A 13,661-nucleotide genomic window follows, 5' to 3' on the forward strand; every position below is an offset into this window, starting at 1 on the left:
GAGATGATCGAATCGGGCAAAGCGGTGGAAGCTATGCCGAGGCGTCCTTACGCCCGGATCCTGCGGGCCGCCGAGGTGCGCGCTTTGCAGGATGGGCATGCATTTCTCGATGAAGCAAGGCGTGATGCGCAGCAGTTGCGCGACGCCGCACGGCGAGCCTATGCGGCCGAATACGCGCAGGGCTATGACGACGGCAAGGCGCAAGGCGATGCGGAGGCCACGCGGTTAATCAGCGAGACGGCGGTCAAAGTGGATCGCTATTTCGGTGGGCTGGAATCCGAAGTCGTTGGCCTTGCCGTCGATATCGTCAGGCGAATTCTGGGAGAATTCGACGTCGGCGCGCTTGTCGCCAAGGCCGCAAGACAGGCGGTGACTGAAATTCGCCGCGCCAAATACCTGAAAGTCCGAGTTCATCCCGCGTCCGTCGACAGGGTTCGCGAGGAGCTGGACGCAGTCTTGCGCCAGAGTGATCTGGGGATGACGGTCGAGATCGACGCGGATGACGCGCTGGTTGCCGACGCCTGCATCGTTTCGACTGACTTTGCCGTCGTCGATGCGAGCATCGACGCGCAGCTCAAAGCCATGGCTGCCGCGATTGCGTCGAAGACGGAGGTCCGATGACCGCGCCCGCCGCCGATATCGAAAGCCGTCTGGCCTCCATCATTCCGAATCTGCGTTCGGGCCTGCGCGACGATACCGGCCGGCCCAGGAAGGGGCGTGTACGGCGGGTCGCCGGCACGGTCATTCATGCGACTGTGGAGGAGGCCCGTATTGGCGAGATATGCGAACTCGTCGACCCCAGGACAGGCAGGATGACCAAGGCGGAAGTCGTCGGCCTCATGGACGAAATGGCGGTCCTTGTTCCGCTTGGCGATTTGGCCGGTCTTTCAAACCTGACTGAGGTCGTGGCGACCGGAAAAGACCAGCAGGTGCCAGTCGGTCCCAGCCTTCTTGGTCGAGTGATCAGCGCGCTTGGCGAGCCATTGGACGGCAAGCCGCTTTCGCCGAATGGCATCATCGGCAGCTATCCGGTCAATGCCTATCCGCCATCTCCGTTGGAGCGCAGCTTGATTTCCGAGCCGATCCAGCTCGGAATACGCGCCCTCGATGGGCTGCTCACCTGCGCGCGCGGGCAGCGCGTCGGCATCTTTGGCGAACCTGGGGTGGGAAAGTCGATCCTGCTTTCCGATATCGTCAGCGGCACCGATGCCGATGTCGCCGTGGTCGCCCTTGTTGGAGAGCGCGGACGTGAGGTGCGCGAATTCCTCGAACAACAGCTCGGGCCGGAGGGGCGGGCGAGGGCCATTGTCGTCGTTGCGACCTCCGACCGTCCTGCCATCGAGCGTGTCAAGGCCGCCTATGTGGCGACCAGTATTGCCGAATATTTTCGCGACCAGGGCAAGCATGTGTTGCTTGCAATGGACAACATAACGCGGTTTGCCCGTGCGCAGCGAGAGATTGGCCTGGCCGCGGGCGAGCCGCCGACGCGTCGCGGTTTTCCGTCTTCGCTGTTTGCGGTCTTGCCGCGTCTGCTCGAGCGGTCAGGCCCCGGTCGCGTCGGATCCATCACAAGCCTCTACAGCGTTCTTCTTGAAGGCGACGGTACGCTGGATCCTGTCGCCGAGGAAGTTCAGGCGCTCCTTGATGGCCACGTCTTCTTGTCGAACGAGCTTGCGCAGCGCAACCATTTCCCGGCCATTGATGTCTTGCGCAGCCGAAGCCGCCTCATGGATGCGGTTGTGGAGCCCGCACATCGGTCCGACGCCAGCCACGTGCGCGAGCTGCTTGCCCGCTACGCCGACATCGAGCTTCTCCTGCGCGTCGGTGAATACGAAAAAGGCAGCGATCCGGTGGCGGACGAGGCGGTGGCGAAGATCGATGCCATCAACGCCTTCCTGCGTCAGGCGTCCGCCACACATGAGAGCTTCGAGAGGACACGCCAACTCATGCGGGAGATCGTCGGTGAAAGATCGTGAGATGATCGCTCGATTACGCGACCTCAGACGCCGGCGTGAAGACCGCGCAAGGGAAGAGGTGATCAGAAGGCACGCTGCTGTGGACCGGGCCGCGAGGAAGGGTCGGGAGGCGGCCGGTGCGGTCACGGAGCACCTCCAGCGCACGATCGATGCCGAAGACGCAGCGTTCGGCTCGCTTGTTGGGCATCCGATAAAGGCTGCCAGTCTTCACCGGCTACAGGCACGGTTCGAAATCGCCGCCAGAAAAACCGCGCAGTTGCGGGAAAACGAGAAGATGGCGGGCGTTGTCGAGCAGCAACGGAAAGCGGAGCTGTCGGAAGCCCGCAATGATCATCGTGCAACCATGAAGGCGGTGACGAAGCTGGACAGGCTGTTGCAGCATCTGACCAAACGCACCGCACGGCGTTGCTTGGCGCTTGCCGAGCTTTCCGAGGAAGAGGAGCGCGGTCCAACGCGCCTGTCCACAGAACGATAGCCCAGTTTGTGATCGTGAATATGGATGTGATGCCCCAAGCCTTCGCGTCGGGAAAAACGAGAGCGCAGGTAAAGCCGGCAAAACGCAAGACCTCACGGTCAGGCGTTGGCGAGCTGATGCTGGACTCTGTCGCGTCTGTCGACGTTGGGGCATTGAACGCCTTCTATCGCCGGCGCGCGCCCGCGGAAATCACGATCGCGGGCAGGGCCGTGGCGATTGCCGCCGTCTGGCCGGCGCCGAACCCTGCCGACCAGCGGTGGTGCACCATTGCGTTCTCCGTCGGAGACACGATGGGCAAATTGCGCCTGCCGCTTTCTGTGGTCGAACGGGGCTTCGCCAGGGCAGACGAACTGGTCGACATGAAGCGGCTGGCCCCCGCTCACGCAGCACTGCTGCTGGAATCCGCGTTTGAAGAGGATCTCGAATGGGTCGAGGCCAAACTGGGCGAGAGCATCGTGCTCACCTCGGTCACACAAGCAGATGCCGTTTCCATTTCGGGCGAGACCCCGTTGGCTTTTGTCCTGACCGGCAGTCAGGAAACGATTGACTGCGTCTTGAACACGAATGACGCCGGGCTGGCGGTACGGATCGGCCGTCTTTTCGACGAGATCGCCAAGGCCAGACCGCCGATCCCGGCCGAATTTCCTCTGCCAATCTGCCTTCGGCGTGGCGCACTCAACCTAACCCTTGGCGAGCTTAAAAGCCTCCAGCCTGACGACGTGGTGCTTTTCAGGAATGAGGCGGAAGAACGCATGGCGGCACTCATCATTGCCGAGCGCCTTTATGCGCCGGTCGCCCTGACGGCCGCCGGGCCGCAATTGCTTGCCGCGCCGACGGCTATCGCCGGATCGAATTGGGAGTGGACCATGAACCAGAACACGTCGCCGCCAGCCGGCCAGACTTTGGAAGAATCAACCCTGGACGAGTTGCCGGTCGTGCTTGCCTTCGAGATCGGCCGCACGGCAATGCCTCTCGGGGAGGTGAAGCAGCTTGCGCCCGGCACTATTGTTCCGCTCGCCGATGTGACCGAGGCGATTGTCGACATCATCGCCAGCGGCAAACGTGTCGGCCGCGGTGAGATCGTGCGGATCGGCGAAAGCCTGGGCGTGCGGATCGTGCGCATGTTCGATAATGCTTGAGAATTCGCCCAATCTGCTTGGGATTCTGATCGCAGTCGGCTTTGTCGGGTTGCTGCCTCTGGCGGTCGTCACGATGACGGGATTCTTGAAGATCTCGGTCGTGCTGTTTCTCATCCGCAACGCGCTCGGCGTCCAGCAGATGCCACCCAATCTGGTGCTATACGGCATAGCGCTTGTGCTCACGGTCTATGTGACGACCCCGTTGCTGAGCGAGATGTCGGGCCGACTTGAGGAAGGGCAGGTTCAGTTCCAGACCACGGACGACCTCGCCAGAGCGGCGCAACTGGTCAGGGAACCATTGCAGCGACACCTCATGAAGTTCACCCAGCCGCAGGAGCGGCAGTTCTTTCTCGATGGAACGAGCCGCCTGTGGCCGGAACAGGCGCGGCAGAACCTGAAGGACGACGATCTCTCGATCCTTGTTCCGGCCTTTGTCGCATCCGAGCTGACCCGTGCCTTCGAGATCGGCTTCCTGCTTTATCTTCCTTTCCTCATCATCGATATCGTTGTTGCCAATATCCTGATGACGCTCGGCATGATCATGGTCTCGCCGGTCCTCATATCGATTCCTCTGAAACTGTTCCTTTTCGTTGCCATAGATGGCTGGTCGCGCCTGATGCATGGCCTCATTCTGAGTTACGGCTGACGACATGGCGGGTACGCATGAGCAATGACTTCATCCTGGCGAAGGTCCAAAGCGCGCTTTTGACGGTGCTGTTCGCGTCCAGCCCAGCGATCATTGCGGCACTGGCGGTCGGCATCCTCGTCGGCCTTGCCCAGGCGCTGACACAGATTCAGGACCAGTCGCTGCCGCAGACGATCAAGCTTGTCGTGATCCTGCTGGTCATCATCGTCTTAGGTCCTGTGCTTGGCCAGCAGATCGCGCAGCAGGCATCGACGGCTCTGGACGAATTCCCGGTCGTCACACGTTGAGGCACGCAGGTGCCGGTCGAACCACTCTTCGCATCTGTCAAAGACCTTCAGGTCTATCTCCTGGCAGGCGCTTTCGCGCTCGCACGCGTGGGTGGTTTCATGCTTCTGATGCCGCTGTTTTCGCGTGTGCCGCTATCAGGGCTTCTGCGCAATGGCGTGGCATTGGCGCTGGCAGTTCCAATCTTTCCAATGGTCGTGAGCAAGCTGACGAACAGCGACATCACGACCACGATGATCGCAGCCTACATTCTCAAGGAGGTTGTGGTCGGTGTAACGCTCGGGCTGTGTATGGGGATACCGTTCTGGGCAGCAGAGGCTGCCGGTGACATCCTCGACCTGCAGCGGGGCTCTACGATGGGGACGCTGATCGACCCTATGATGACGCACGAGACGAGTGCTACCGGCACCTTGCTCGCGGTCATCATGGTCACAATCTACCTGGCTGCCGGCGGCCTGCAGCTTTCCCTGACCAGTCTCTACGAGAGCTACGGCCTGTGGCCGATCGACAGTCTTCTGCCTGTATTCAGCAAGGATGCTGCGGGAATATTTCTGCGTCTGCTGAATCGCATCATGGCGATGGCGCTGACCCTCGTTTTCCCGCTCATCATCAGCATGCTCCTGTCCGACATTGTGCTGGCTTTCCTGGCGCGGGCCTCTCCGCACCTGAATGTTTTTGCACTGTCGCTGATCGTGAAGACGCTGGTGTTCAGTCTCGTCTTTGTACTCTATGCGGCTTTCCTGCTCTTCTACATGAACCGCGATCTTGGTTTCCTGCATGAGGCAAGCCGACAGATAGAAGCGATCGGCTGCCGCGAGTGTCAATGAGAATAAATATGAGCAAAAGCTAATAAAAAGCGCCATCCTTCGCCGGCCAATAAATACGATTTATCAATGAGGAAAGATTCTGATGATTTGACAAGCGGCAGACCTGCCGATGATCTTACGCGCTCTCGACGTGTCGTTGAAACGCGCATCCGTTGGAAGCCATGGCTCGCCCGATCACTTTACCGATCTACGAGGATTTGCGAATGGTCGATGCGGGCAGATTGCGCAGACTCGTCAGGATGGGTGCCTATGAAGGGCATACAGGAGGGCTTGCGCGCGGCAAGCTCCAGGCCAACGTCGTGATTGTGCCGCGCAGCTTTGCCGCCGATTTCTATCAGTTTTGTGTCCGCAATCCGAAACCCTGCCCTTTGGTCGGTGTGAGCCGTGCGGGCAGCCCATTTCTGCCTGCGCTGGGCGATATCGATATCCGGACCGATGCACCACAGTACAGCATCTATCACTTCGGCGAGATGATCCGCCAGACCACAGACATCATCGACCTGTGGCGAGATGACTTTGCGGCCTTCGCGCTCGGCAGTTCGCTCACCGTCGAGGCCGCACTTGTCGAACGAGGCGTGAAGCTCCGGCGTATCGGCCGTGGAAAAACCGCCCCCAAGTTCCGCACCAAGATCGAGACGTCCCAAGTCGGACCGTTCGGTGGCGAAATGGTCGTCTCCATGCGTCCGATACGGCATAGCGAAGTCGACAAGGTTCGCGTGCTCACCGCGCGCTTTCCGCATGCGCACGGGTCTCCCATCCATGTCGGAGAGCCCACGACGGTCGGCATCCGAAATTTGATGGCTCCCGACTGGGGTGATGCTGTCGAAGTCTTGGACGGGGAGATCCCTGTATTCTGGGCGAGCAGCCTGACCGCCCAAGACGCTCTTGCTCGTGCCGAACTCGCGATCTCCATCACAGTCTCGCCGGGCCATATGCTGATCACCGACGTGGATGCACGAGCGCTGTCTTGGCCTAATTTCGAACTTGGCGCGAGCTTGCAATGATCGTGCTCAAGTCGGAGCTTGCCTGATCCAACGGCTCCGAATCACTTCGACTGCAGGGCGGACGCGAGGATAGGCACCCTTTGCCGCCGTTCGGTTTTCTGAGAGCATGACTCGGGTACGCGCAATCCGGGAGCCAATATTCCATGCCGACAAGAACCGATGCCAGTGAAGCGCGCCGATGGTTTGCCGAAGACCTGCGTGTCGCGTCACCGGTCTTGCACAATCCTGCGGTCATCGAGGCCTTCGCAAAGGTTCCGCGCGAACACTACCTTGGCAACGGGCCATGGCGCATCCATTCGAGATTGCAAATCGGGGCGGTCCATACCAGCCCTTCAGCGGCACTTCATGAGATTTACCACGACGCTCTGGTCTCGCTTGACGAAAAACGCGGACTAAACAGCGGCTTGCCGTCGCTTTGGGCATTGGTTTTCGACCATCTGAACATCACTCCCGGCCAGACCGTCCTTCAGGTGGGCGCCGGTGTCGGCTATTTCACCGCCATCCTCGCTGAACTGACGGGTTCTCAAGGACGCGTGATTGCCTATGAGATCGACGAAGAACTAGCCCGGCGCGCGCAAGGCAATCTCGCTCATTATGCGCACGTCGAAGTGACGTCCGGTGATGCAACGCAGGCGGTTGATCTGCCAGACCTCGATGTGATTGTCGCCTTTGCCGGAGTGACGCACGTGCCGGAACGGTGGCTTTCAAATTTGTCCGACGCTGGCCGGATGGCATTGCCGTTCACGGGTGAAGACCGACGAGGTTTCATGATGCTTCTGCAAAGGGCTGGCGATACGTTTCCCGTACGATCACTTGTGCCATGCGAATTTTACCCCTGCAGCGGAGCCAGGCGCAGTGACGAAGAAAAGGCCTTGATGGTCGCCCTCAAGGCTGCGCGAGGCAAGGTCACTCGTCTCGCGCAATATCACCGAGGGCGACCAAAAAATGGCATCGAGAACGCTTGGTTGGTGACCGACACATACTGGATTTCGAAAGCCTAGAGATCGATGTCGATCTTGCGTGTCACCGTCGTAGCGTGCGGCACGGCTTTCCACGAGCGATCTATGCCGGCGGGAGCAGTCCGAAACATCGTTATTGCGTCCGAAATTTCCCCGATCCGCGCGTGGGGATTGCAGCCGCGGTCCTGGCCGGCTGCAGCACAGCCTTTCTCTTGGCTTCGAGAATGCTTGGCTGATGACCGACACATACTGGATTCGAAAGCCTGGCGATCGATATCAATCTCGCGTGTCGCCGCCATAGGGTGTAGCACGCATTGAAGGGCGTTCCACGAAGGAGCTATACCACTGTGCCAGTCGTGGCCTTCCCTGCAGGAAGTCCGGCAGTCCGCGGAATTCCAGCCAGCTTAGACAAGTGGCGAGCGCGATGTGGCCGACATGGAGTGGCGCGTCGAATTCGACCTCGCTTTCCACGAAGTCATAGGATTCTATAAGCTTCATCGTCATGCCTGCACCCAAGGCGGGATAACGCAGATGTTCAGGGCGGCGCTCGTTTTCCCAGCGAATGGAAATGCCTGCGTCGCACATGCCGCCGGCAAGCGCCTGGAGGCGCAAGGCGGACCATTTGGCCCGCCCTGTTTCGGGGATGAGCCGACGATTGCTTTCGAGATTGTCGAGATAGTCGCAGATTACGCCCGAATCGAAGATCGCATAGCCGTCGTCGAGAACGAGAACGGGCACCTTGCCAAGCGGATTGATCGCAAACACATCATCGTTGCGATTGATGGGGCTCGTCTCCTGATGAATGACGCGCAGACGTCCGGCAAGCCCCGCCTCGTGGGCAAAGACCAGAACCTTGCGCGCGTAGGGGGAGTGGGTCTGGTAAATGAGTTTCATGGACCCGTTCTGCGTTGGGTCTGAAACGCGGGCATATCGAGCAGTGCGTGGCCCAGCCGCTCTTCCGTTCAATGATCCCGGGTCCGGTGCCATCGTCCTGCGTCCTTCTCCAGTTCGGCCTCGGTCACGATAATCAGCACCCGGCTCGATCCATCGAGCGCAAGCTCCTGCGACAGGCCGGAAGCCGCGACGGCGGTGGCGAGGCCGGCGAGGCCGGCGGCACCCGACGGGGTTGTGCCGGGACCGTTTGCCTCGCGAATCCGGTTCATCGCGTCGGCAAGCGCCGCTTCGGAGACGGTTATGACCCGAGCGTCGCCTTGGCGGAGCACGTCGAGCGCCGACGCGGCCGCTTCGCCACAGGCGAGCATGCCCGCCGACGTTTTGAGATCGCCGGATATCCGCACGGACCGTCCTCGCGACAGCGCGGCCGCGACGCAGGCTGCGGCCTCTGGCTCGACCACGACGATCATGGATGGAGGCATCAACCAGTCCTTCAGCCCTGCCGTCAGGGCGGCGGCAAGTCCACCGACACCGGCCTGGACGAAAAGGTGGGTTGGCCTCAGATGGCCGACCTCGTCGACCTGGCGGCGGATTTCCGCAGCAACCACGCCATAGCCAGCGACGACATCAGCGACCGCTGGATCATCCGGGTCGCTCGAGGTGTCGGCCACCAAAATGCCTTCTCCGGCACGGGCCGCCGCGGAGGCCCGATCCACGGCATCGTCATAGGTGCCATCGACCCATACGATTTCAGCGCCTTGGGACTCGATACGCCGGACCCGCGCCGCAGGAACGCCCAAGTAAAGGAATATTCTTGCCCTCCCGCCGGCAAACTTCGCCGCCGCCGCAACGGCAAGTCCGTGATTGCCCGCGCTGGCCGTAATTAACGCCGGCAGGGGCGTACGGGCCCGCGCTGGATCGAGCAATTCATCGATGTCCATCCCGGCAGCCCGGGCGAGAGCGCACAGACCGGCATAAGTGCCGCCGAGGGACTTGAAGCTGCCCAGGGCACGGTGGCCCTCGTTCTTGGCAAGCACCTGGGCCACATCCAGGCTCGCAGCCAGGTTTGGTAGGTCGAGCAGCGGTGTCGGTGCATAAAATGGCGACAGGCGCTGTAACAGCGCCGCAATGTGATCTGGGCCAAGGCCCGGCTGTGTGTCTGTGATCATGAGGCGAATTTCTATCCCGGAAACCATGCCGGTTGGCGCCTATTGTCGTTGCCCAGCTGCCTGATTTCGTCATAGATGCCTGTCCTCATGACGAAAACTGCCGCCCTCGATCGCTTCGACCATGTGCTGCTGTCGCTGGTTCAGCGCGACAACCAGATCCCGGCGCGGCGTCTCGCCGAGCAGGTCGGGCTTTCCCAGAGCGCGGTTCTGCGCCGCCTGCGCCGGCTGCGGAAAGATGGCGTGATCGCAGCAGACATCGCTGTCGTTCGCCCGGCGGCCGTGGGCCTGCCGCTAACCGTCCATGTGCTCGTTTCGTTGGAACGGGAGAGCGCTGTCGAGTTGGACGCCTTCATCGGCAAGCTTCGTGGGCGCTCGGAGGTTCGTCAGGCCTGGTATGTCACCGGTGAAACCGATTTCGTGCTCCTCCTGCAATTGCCAGGGATGGAGGCTTACGATGTCTTCGCGCGGGAAGTCTTCCACACCGATTCGAACGTGAAAGCGTTCCGCACCATCGTGACAATGCGGGAGGTGGTCGGCGCAGCGGATGCGCAGCCGCTATCCACTGCCTGAGTTTGCGGCGTGCCCCCGGCAAGCTGACTGCCCTGCTTGACCCGGAATTCTAGTCAAGGGCGCGAACCCGATTGAAGTTCGATAGACGCATCCCGTATCTACTCACCCGCGGCACCGGGCTAATCGCTGCCGCCAAGATGCTTCGCGAATGTCTGCACCTGGCGCAAATTACTTCCACTCGTGCGTAGAAGAATATCCATGTATGAAACCGGGGGGTGCAGCTCGCTCCCGTATACTGATCGTCCAACGGCGGCATGAATTTCGGAAGGGATATGAGAGCCAACACTTCAGGATCTCCCGGCGATGAGGCGCACTCTACCCGCAGCAGAATCAAAGAGGTCGCGGCCGAGTTCTATGTCCTGCGCGGCCACGATGGTTTCAGCTTCGGCGATATAGCGACGGCAATCGGCACGACGCGCGCCAACATCCATCATCACTTCGGCAACAAGCGTCAGCTGATGGAGGAATTGATCGCGGACTTCGCCGCCAACGCCGAGGCCCGCATCAAGCGCTTCTGGACGACCCCCGATATCCGGTTCTTCGACCGTCTCGATATGCAGCTCGAGGATCTGCGCCGCTTCTACGAACGTTTCAACGCTGAGAAGGGAGCCCGCAATATGTGGAGCCCGCTTTCGCGCCTTCGCCACGACCTCCCGGTTCTCGGCGAACCAGCGGAACGTGCCCTGGAGCGCGTCAACCGGGTCTATGATCAGAGCCTGCGTCATGCGGTGGACCAGGCGGTGAAGGACGGAGAGCTTTCCTCCGACACACTCAGCGACGAGCTCGTGCACATGCTGCGCATTACCCTTCTGTCCTGTCCACCGATGACGCAGGACACCGGAAGCTTCGACGAGGTCGCCAGGACCTTCGCAGCGCTCGCCGCGATCATCCGCGCCGCTTGGCAGGATGCGGGGAAGGGCTCGGGTCGAGGCTAGACATCCGGTGGATCAAAGCGAGGGTGAGTTGACAGCCTTTGGCTTTCAAGTTACTTACTTACAGGTAAGTCAGCCCATGATGGCGACGAGGCGCGTTTTAGGGAGGATCACGTGCTGCGCGATGATGCATTCACCCGTTTCGAGGTCAGCCCCTTCACTGGGGCGCTCGGTGCAGAAATTCGTGGGATCGATCTGGCGAGCGCGAGCGAGGATGCCTTCCAGGACGTTCGCCGCGCGCTCTACAAATATCATGCGCTCGCCGTGCGCGATCAGGAGCTTGACGCCGCCGGCGTCCACAAGGTCGCCCGCCGGTTCGGACCATTTAGCGGCAATCCGGTGCACACGCCGATCGACGGCTTCGACGATATCGTGCGTTTCGTGCGCGAGCCGGACGACACGGGCAAGGTGATCGGCGAGGACTGGCACATGGACCTCGCCTGGCTACCGAAGCCACCGGGCATTACGATCCTCTACGGTGAAGAGGTGCCGCCGGTTGGCGGCGACACCTGCTTCTCCAGCCTCGAGAAGGCATATGACTCGCTTTCGCCGCGGCTGGTCGAGATCCTGCAAGGGCTGACGGGCGTTCATAGCGGCCGCGGGGTCTTCGCCATCAACGCAGCCCACAGCCGGCTCGGCGTCAAGGCCGATGTCGAGGCGATCGAGAATGCCGTCGTCGAGCATCCTGTGATCTGTCGCCACCCCGAGACTGGCCGGCGCTATGTCTTCGTCAGCAGCGTGATGACCAATTTCAAGGGGATGACGGAGGAAGAAAGCAAGCCGATGATCGACTTCCTGATGGCGCGGGCTGTCCGGCCCGAGTTCAACTGCAGGCTGCGTTGGGAACCGAAGACGCTCGGTATGTGGAACAATCCCCATGTCCTGCACACCGCCATCAACGATTATCCCGGATATCGCCGGGTGATGTACAGAACAACGGTGGAGGGCACCGTTCCACTTGCCGCCGGGGACGGCTGACACGCAACCGCTCAGGGAGGAGCAATGGCATTTGGTTCCGAGGCGTCCGTCGGCCATAGGGGGGAAGGGGCGGCGGAAGCGGCTGGCGAGACCAAGAGGCGGCGCTTCGCGTTTTCGCCTGCCTACCTCTATGCGACGCCCGTGCACCTCCTGGTGCTTGGGATCATCGTGCTCCCCGCGATCTTCGTCCTGTGGCTGAGTTTCGAAGCCTCGTCATTCGGCCAATCGGCAACCTTCGTTGGGTTCGATAACTATATCCGCGTCCTCACCGATCCCTATTTTTGGGGTTCGGTCTGGAACACGGTCCTCGTCGTCGCCGTTGCGGTTCATATCGAACTGCTGCTCGGCCTTGGCTTGGCCCTGCTTTTCGCCTCCGGGCTTCCCCTCCAGCGCGTCATGCTCGTCGTGGTGCTCGCTCCCTACGCCATCAGCGAGGTGACGGCGGTCGCAATGTGGCGCTTCCTGTTCGATCCAGACGTCGGCCCGATCACGCTGATGCTGCGATACGCCGGTCTGCCGATGCTCGACTGGACGTTCATCCCTTCTCACGGCCTCATCCTCGTCGGCCTGCTCACGATCTGGCTGCACCTGCCATTCACATTCATCATCCTCTATGCGGCACGGCTCGCGGTTCCGAAGGAGCTCTACGAGGCTGGGCGCACCGACGGAGCCAATGCGTTCCAGCTCTTCCGCAACATCACGCTGCCGCTTCTGGCGCCAGCGATGCTGATCGCGCTGCTCTTCCGCTACATCTTCGCCTTCCGCCTCTTTTCCGAGGTCTGGCTCCTGACCCAGGGCGGCCCGGCACGCACGACCGAGGTCGTTTCCGTTTATCTTTATCAGGAAGGCTTCCGCTACAACTCGTTCGGCACGGCGGCCGCGACGGCATGGATGATGGTCGTCATCTCGCTGCTGCTTGCGACTGGCTATGTGTGGCGGCTGCGCAAGGAATCCATGGCCAATGCGTTCTAGGCGTCTCGCTATCGGTGCCGGAAAGACGCTCGCTGTTGCGGCAATCGTCGTCTGGTCACTGTTTCCGATCGGCTTCATCGTGCTCTCGTCGTTCAAACCCGGTCGCGAGATTTTCGCGGTTCCACCGGAGCTCTTCTTCGAACCGACCTTCGAGCACTACGCCTCGCTGTGGCAGCGCTGGCCGGCCTTTTTCGACGGGCTCGTCAACAGCCTGGTCATCACCACCGGGGCGACGGCGCTTGCCGTCATGGCAAGTCTGCTCGCCGGTTTTGCCTACTCGCGCTATCGAGGCGTCCGTTTCCTGGAGGGATCGGTGATGTTTCTGATCGGATCGCGGCTGATCCCGCCGATCGTCGTGACGCTGCCACTGTTCCCGGTCGTCAATCGGCTCGGGCTCAACGACACCCATCTGGTGCTGATCCTGCTCTACGCGACCTTCTTCGTCTCGCTCGGCACGCTCCTGATGCGCACGTTCATCGACCAGGTACCGCGCGAACTCGACGAGGCGGCCGTCCTCGACGGCGCGCGGCCGCTGACGATCCTTATGAAGATCATCTTGCCGCTCGTAGCGCCCGGCATGCTCGCCGTCGCCGTCTTCGTGGTCGTCTTCGCGTGGAACGAGTTTCTGTTCGCCTATATCTTCACCGCCAACCACGCCAAGACCGCGCCTCTGGTCCTTTCGGAGATGATCAGTTCGATCGATGGCGTCGACTGGGGCGTCCTCTTTGCTGCCTCTACCGTCCAATTGCTGCCGGTTCTCGTCTTCGTGGTCCTGATGAACCGGTTTCTCGTCGCCGGATTGACCGCCGGCGCGACCAAGGGGTGACGACGTCAC

General features: G+C 61.1%; 16 protein-coding genes. 14 read left to right on the forward strand and 2 right to left on the reverse strand.

Annotated features, from left to right (window positions below; genetic code table 11):
- Positions 1 to 3 precede the first annotated feature (3 nt).
- From sctL to NKJ20_RS15885, 9 genes are all read left to right on the forward strand, one after another.
- Positions 4 to 621 (forward strand): type III secretion system stator protein SctL, encoded by a 618-nt coding sequence (sctL, locus tag NKJ20_RS15845; RefSeq protein ID WP_352449132.1) that lies wholly within the window; start codon positions 4 to 6, stop codon positions 619 to 621.
- Positions 618 to 1,976, forward strand: a complete 1,359-nt coding sequence (locus NKJ20_RS15850; protein WP_352449131.1) for a FliI/YscN family ATPase — start codon at positions 618 to 620, stop codon at positions 1,974 to 1,976. Before sctL ends, NKJ20_RS15850 begins: the two co-directional genes overlap by 4 nt.
- Positions 1,963 to 2,451, forward strand: coding sequence for a type III secretion system stalk subunit SctO (gene sctO, locus NKJ20_RS15855; RefSeq protein ID WP_352449130.1), 489 nt, complete (start codon positions 1,963 to 1,965; stop codon positions 2,449 to 2,451). The genes NKJ20_RS15850 and sctO overlap by 14 nt, the downstream gene beginning before the upstream one ends.
- Before the next feature lie 116 nt (positions 2,452 to 2,567).
- The gene (gene sctQ / locus NKJ20_RS15860; protein ID WP_352745177.1) at positions 2,568 to 3,590 is read left to right on the forward strand and encodes a type III secretion system cytoplasmic ring protein SctQ; all 1,023 of its coding nucleotides are present in this window, start codon (positions 2,568 to 2,570) and stop codon (positions 3,588 to 3,590) included.
- The gene (sctR, locus tag NKJ20_RS15865; RefSeq protein ID WP_352745180.1) at positions 3,583 to 4,236 is read left to right on the forward strand and encodes a type III secretion system export apparatus subunit SctR; all 654 of its coding nucleotides are present in this window, start codon (positions 3,583 to 3,585) and stop codon (positions 4,234 to 4,236) included. Before sctQ ends, sctR begins: the two co-directional genes overlap by 8 nt.
- A gap of 17 nt (positions 4,237 to 4,253) precedes the next feature.
- Positions 4,254 to 4,523 carry an EscS/YscS/HrcS family type III secretion system export apparatus protein gene (locus NKJ20_RS15870; RefSeq protein ID WP_352467364.1) on the forward strand — a complete coding sequence of 90 codons (270 nt, stop codon included), beginning with the start codon at positions 4,254 to 4,256 and terminating at the stop codon, positions 4,521 to 4,523.
- A gap of 9 nt (positions 4,524 to 4,532) precedes the next feature.
- Entirely contained in the window at positions 4,533 to 5,348 is an 816-nt protein-coding gene (gene sctT, locus NKJ20_RS15875) for a type III secretion system export apparatus subunit SctT (RefSeq protein ID WP_352591469.1), read from the forward strand.
- Between the two features lie 203 nt (positions 5,349 to 5,551).
- Positions 5,552 to 6,352 (forward strand): D-glutamate cyclase family protein, encoded by an 801-nt coding sequence (locus NKJ20_RS15880; protein ID WP_352745183.1) that lies wholly within the window; start codon positions 5,552 to 5,554, stop codon positions 6,350 to 6,352.
- 143 nt (positions 6,353 to 6,495) lie between these two features.
- The gene (locus tag NKJ20_RS15885) at positions 6,496 to 7,353 is read left to right on the forward strand and encodes a protein-L-isoaspartate O-methyltransferase family protein (protein ID WP_352745185.1); all 858 of its coding nucleotides are present in this window, start codon (positions 6,496 to 6,498) and stop codon (positions 7,351 to 7,353) included.
- A gap of 234 nt (positions 7,354 to 7,587) precedes the next feature.
- Here the strand turns inward: NKJ20_RS15885 and NKJ20_RS15890 are convergent, their stop codons facing one another.
- Both NKJ20_RS15890 and NKJ20_RS15895 read right to left on the reverse strand, forming a co-directional pair.
- Complete coding sequence (locus NKJ20_RS15890) at positions 7,588 to 8,205, reverse strand: glutathione S-transferase family protein (RefSeq protein ID WP_352745249.1); 618 nt, start codon at positions 8,203 to 8,205, stop codon at positions 7,588 to 7,590.
- A gap of 68 nt (positions 8,206 to 8,273) precedes the next feature.
- Complete coding sequence (locus NKJ20_RS15895; protein WP_352745188.1) at positions 8,274 to 9,374, reverse strand: pyridoxal-phosphate dependent enzyme; 1,101 nt, start codon at positions 9,372 to 9,374, stop codon at positions 8,274 to 8,276.
- 87 nt (positions 9,375 to 9,461) lie between these two features.
- Between NKJ20_RS15895 and NKJ20_RS15900 the strand changes: the two genes are divergently transcribed.
- The 5 genes from NKJ20_RS15900 (at position 9,462) to NKJ20_RS15920 (ending at position 13,652) form a co-directional block, all read left to right on the forward strand.
- Entirely contained in the window at positions 9,462 to 9,944 is a 483-nt protein-coding gene (locus NKJ20_RS15900) for an Lrp/AsnC family transcriptional regulator (RefSeq protein ID WP_352745190.1), read from the forward strand.
- A 272-nt stretch (positions 9,945 to 10,216) separates the two neighbouring features.
- Positions 10,217 to 10,879 (forward strand): TetR/AcrR family transcriptional regulator, encoded by a 663-nt coding sequence (locus tag NKJ20_RS15905; RefSeq protein WP_352566463.1) that lies wholly within the window; start codon positions 10,217 to 10,219, stop codon positions 10,877 to 10,879.
- Between the two features lie 111 nt (positions 10,880 to 10,990).
- Positions 10,991 to 11,854: a TauD/TfdA dioxygenase family protein gene (locus NKJ20_RS15910; RefSeq protein WP_352745193.1), complete on the forward strand. Its 864-nt coding sequence runs from the start codon at positions 10,991 to 10,993 to the stop codon at positions 11,852 to 11,854.
- 24 nt (positions 11,855 to 11,878) lie between these two features.
- Complete coding sequence (locus tag NKJ20_RS15915; protein WP_352745195.1) at positions 11,879 to 12,826, forward strand: carbohydrate ABC transporter permease; 948 nt, start codon at positions 11,879 to 11,881, stop codon at positions 12,824 to 12,826.
- Complete coding sequence (locus NKJ20_RS15920; protein WP_352745198.1) at positions 12,816 to 13,652, forward strand: carbohydrate ABC transporter permease; 837 nt, start codon at positions 12,816 to 12,818, stop codon at positions 13,650 to 13,652. Before NKJ20_RS15915 ends, NKJ20_RS15920 begins: the two co-directional genes overlap by 11 nt.
- Positions 13,653 to 13,661: the final 9 nt, after the last annotated feature.

The sequence above is a fragment of the Mesorhizobium sp. M0185 genome (assembly GCF_040322175.1).
Taxonomy (GTDB): Bacteria; Pseudomonadota; Alphaproteobacteria; order Rhizobiales; family Rhizobiaceae; genus Mesorhizobium.

Excerpts from the sequence above, each read along its gene's own strand:
- sctL (WP_352449132.1), top strand. The coding sequence starts at position 4 with ATGATCGAATCGGGCAAAGCGGTGGAAGCTATGCCGAGGCGTCCTTAC.
- NKJ20_RS15890 (WP_352745249.1), bottom strand. The coding sequence starts at position 8,205 with ATGAAACTCATTTACCAGACCCACTCCCCCTACGCGCGCAAGGTTCTG.
- sctQ (WP_352745177.1), top strand. The coding sequence starts at position 2,568 with ATGCTGGACTCTGTCGCGTCTGTCGACGTTGGGGCATTGAACGCCTTC.
- NKJ20_RS15870 (WP_352467364.1), top strand. The coding sequence starts at position 4,254 with ATGAGCAATGACTTCATCCTGGCGAAGGTCCAAAGCGCGCTTTTGACG.
- NKJ20_RS15900 (WP_352745190.1), top strand. The coding sequence starts at position 9,462 with ATGACGAAAACTGCCGCCCTCGATCGCTTCGACCATGTGCTGCTGTCG.
- NKJ20_RS15920 (WP_352745198.1), top strand. The coding sequence starts at position 12,816 with ATGCGTTCTAGGCGTCTCGCTATCGGTGCCGGAAAGACGCTCGCTGTT.
- NKJ20_RS15905 (WP_352566463.1), top strand. The coding sequence starts at position 10,217 with ATGAGAGCCAACACTTCAGGATCTCCCGGCGATGAGGCGCACTCTACC.
- NKJ20_RS15880 (WP_352745183.1), top strand. The coding sequence starts at position 5,552 with ATGGTCGATGCGGGCAGATTGCGCAGACTCGTCAGGATGGGTGCCTAT.
- NKJ20_RS15895 (WP_352745188.1), bottom strand. The coding sequence starts at position 9,374 with ATGATCACAGACACACAGCCGGGCCTTGGCCCAGATCACATTGCGGCG.
- NKJ20_RS15885 (WP_352745185.1), top strand. The coding sequence starts at position 6,496 with ATGCCGACAAGAACCGATGCCAGTGAAGCGCGCCGATGGTTTGCCGAA.
- NKJ20_RS15915 (WP_352745195.1), top strand. The coding sequence starts at position 11,879 with ATGGCATTTGGTTCCGAGGCGTCCGTCGGCCATAGGGGGGAAGGGGCG.
- sctR (WP_352745180.1), top strand. The coding sequence starts at position 3,583 with ATGCTTGAGAATTCGCCCAATCTGCTTGGGATTCTGATCGCAGTCGGC.
- NKJ20_RS15850 (WP_352449131.1), top strand. The coding sequence starts at position 618 with ATGACCGCGCCCGCCGCCGATATCGAAAGCCGTCTGGCCTCCATCATT.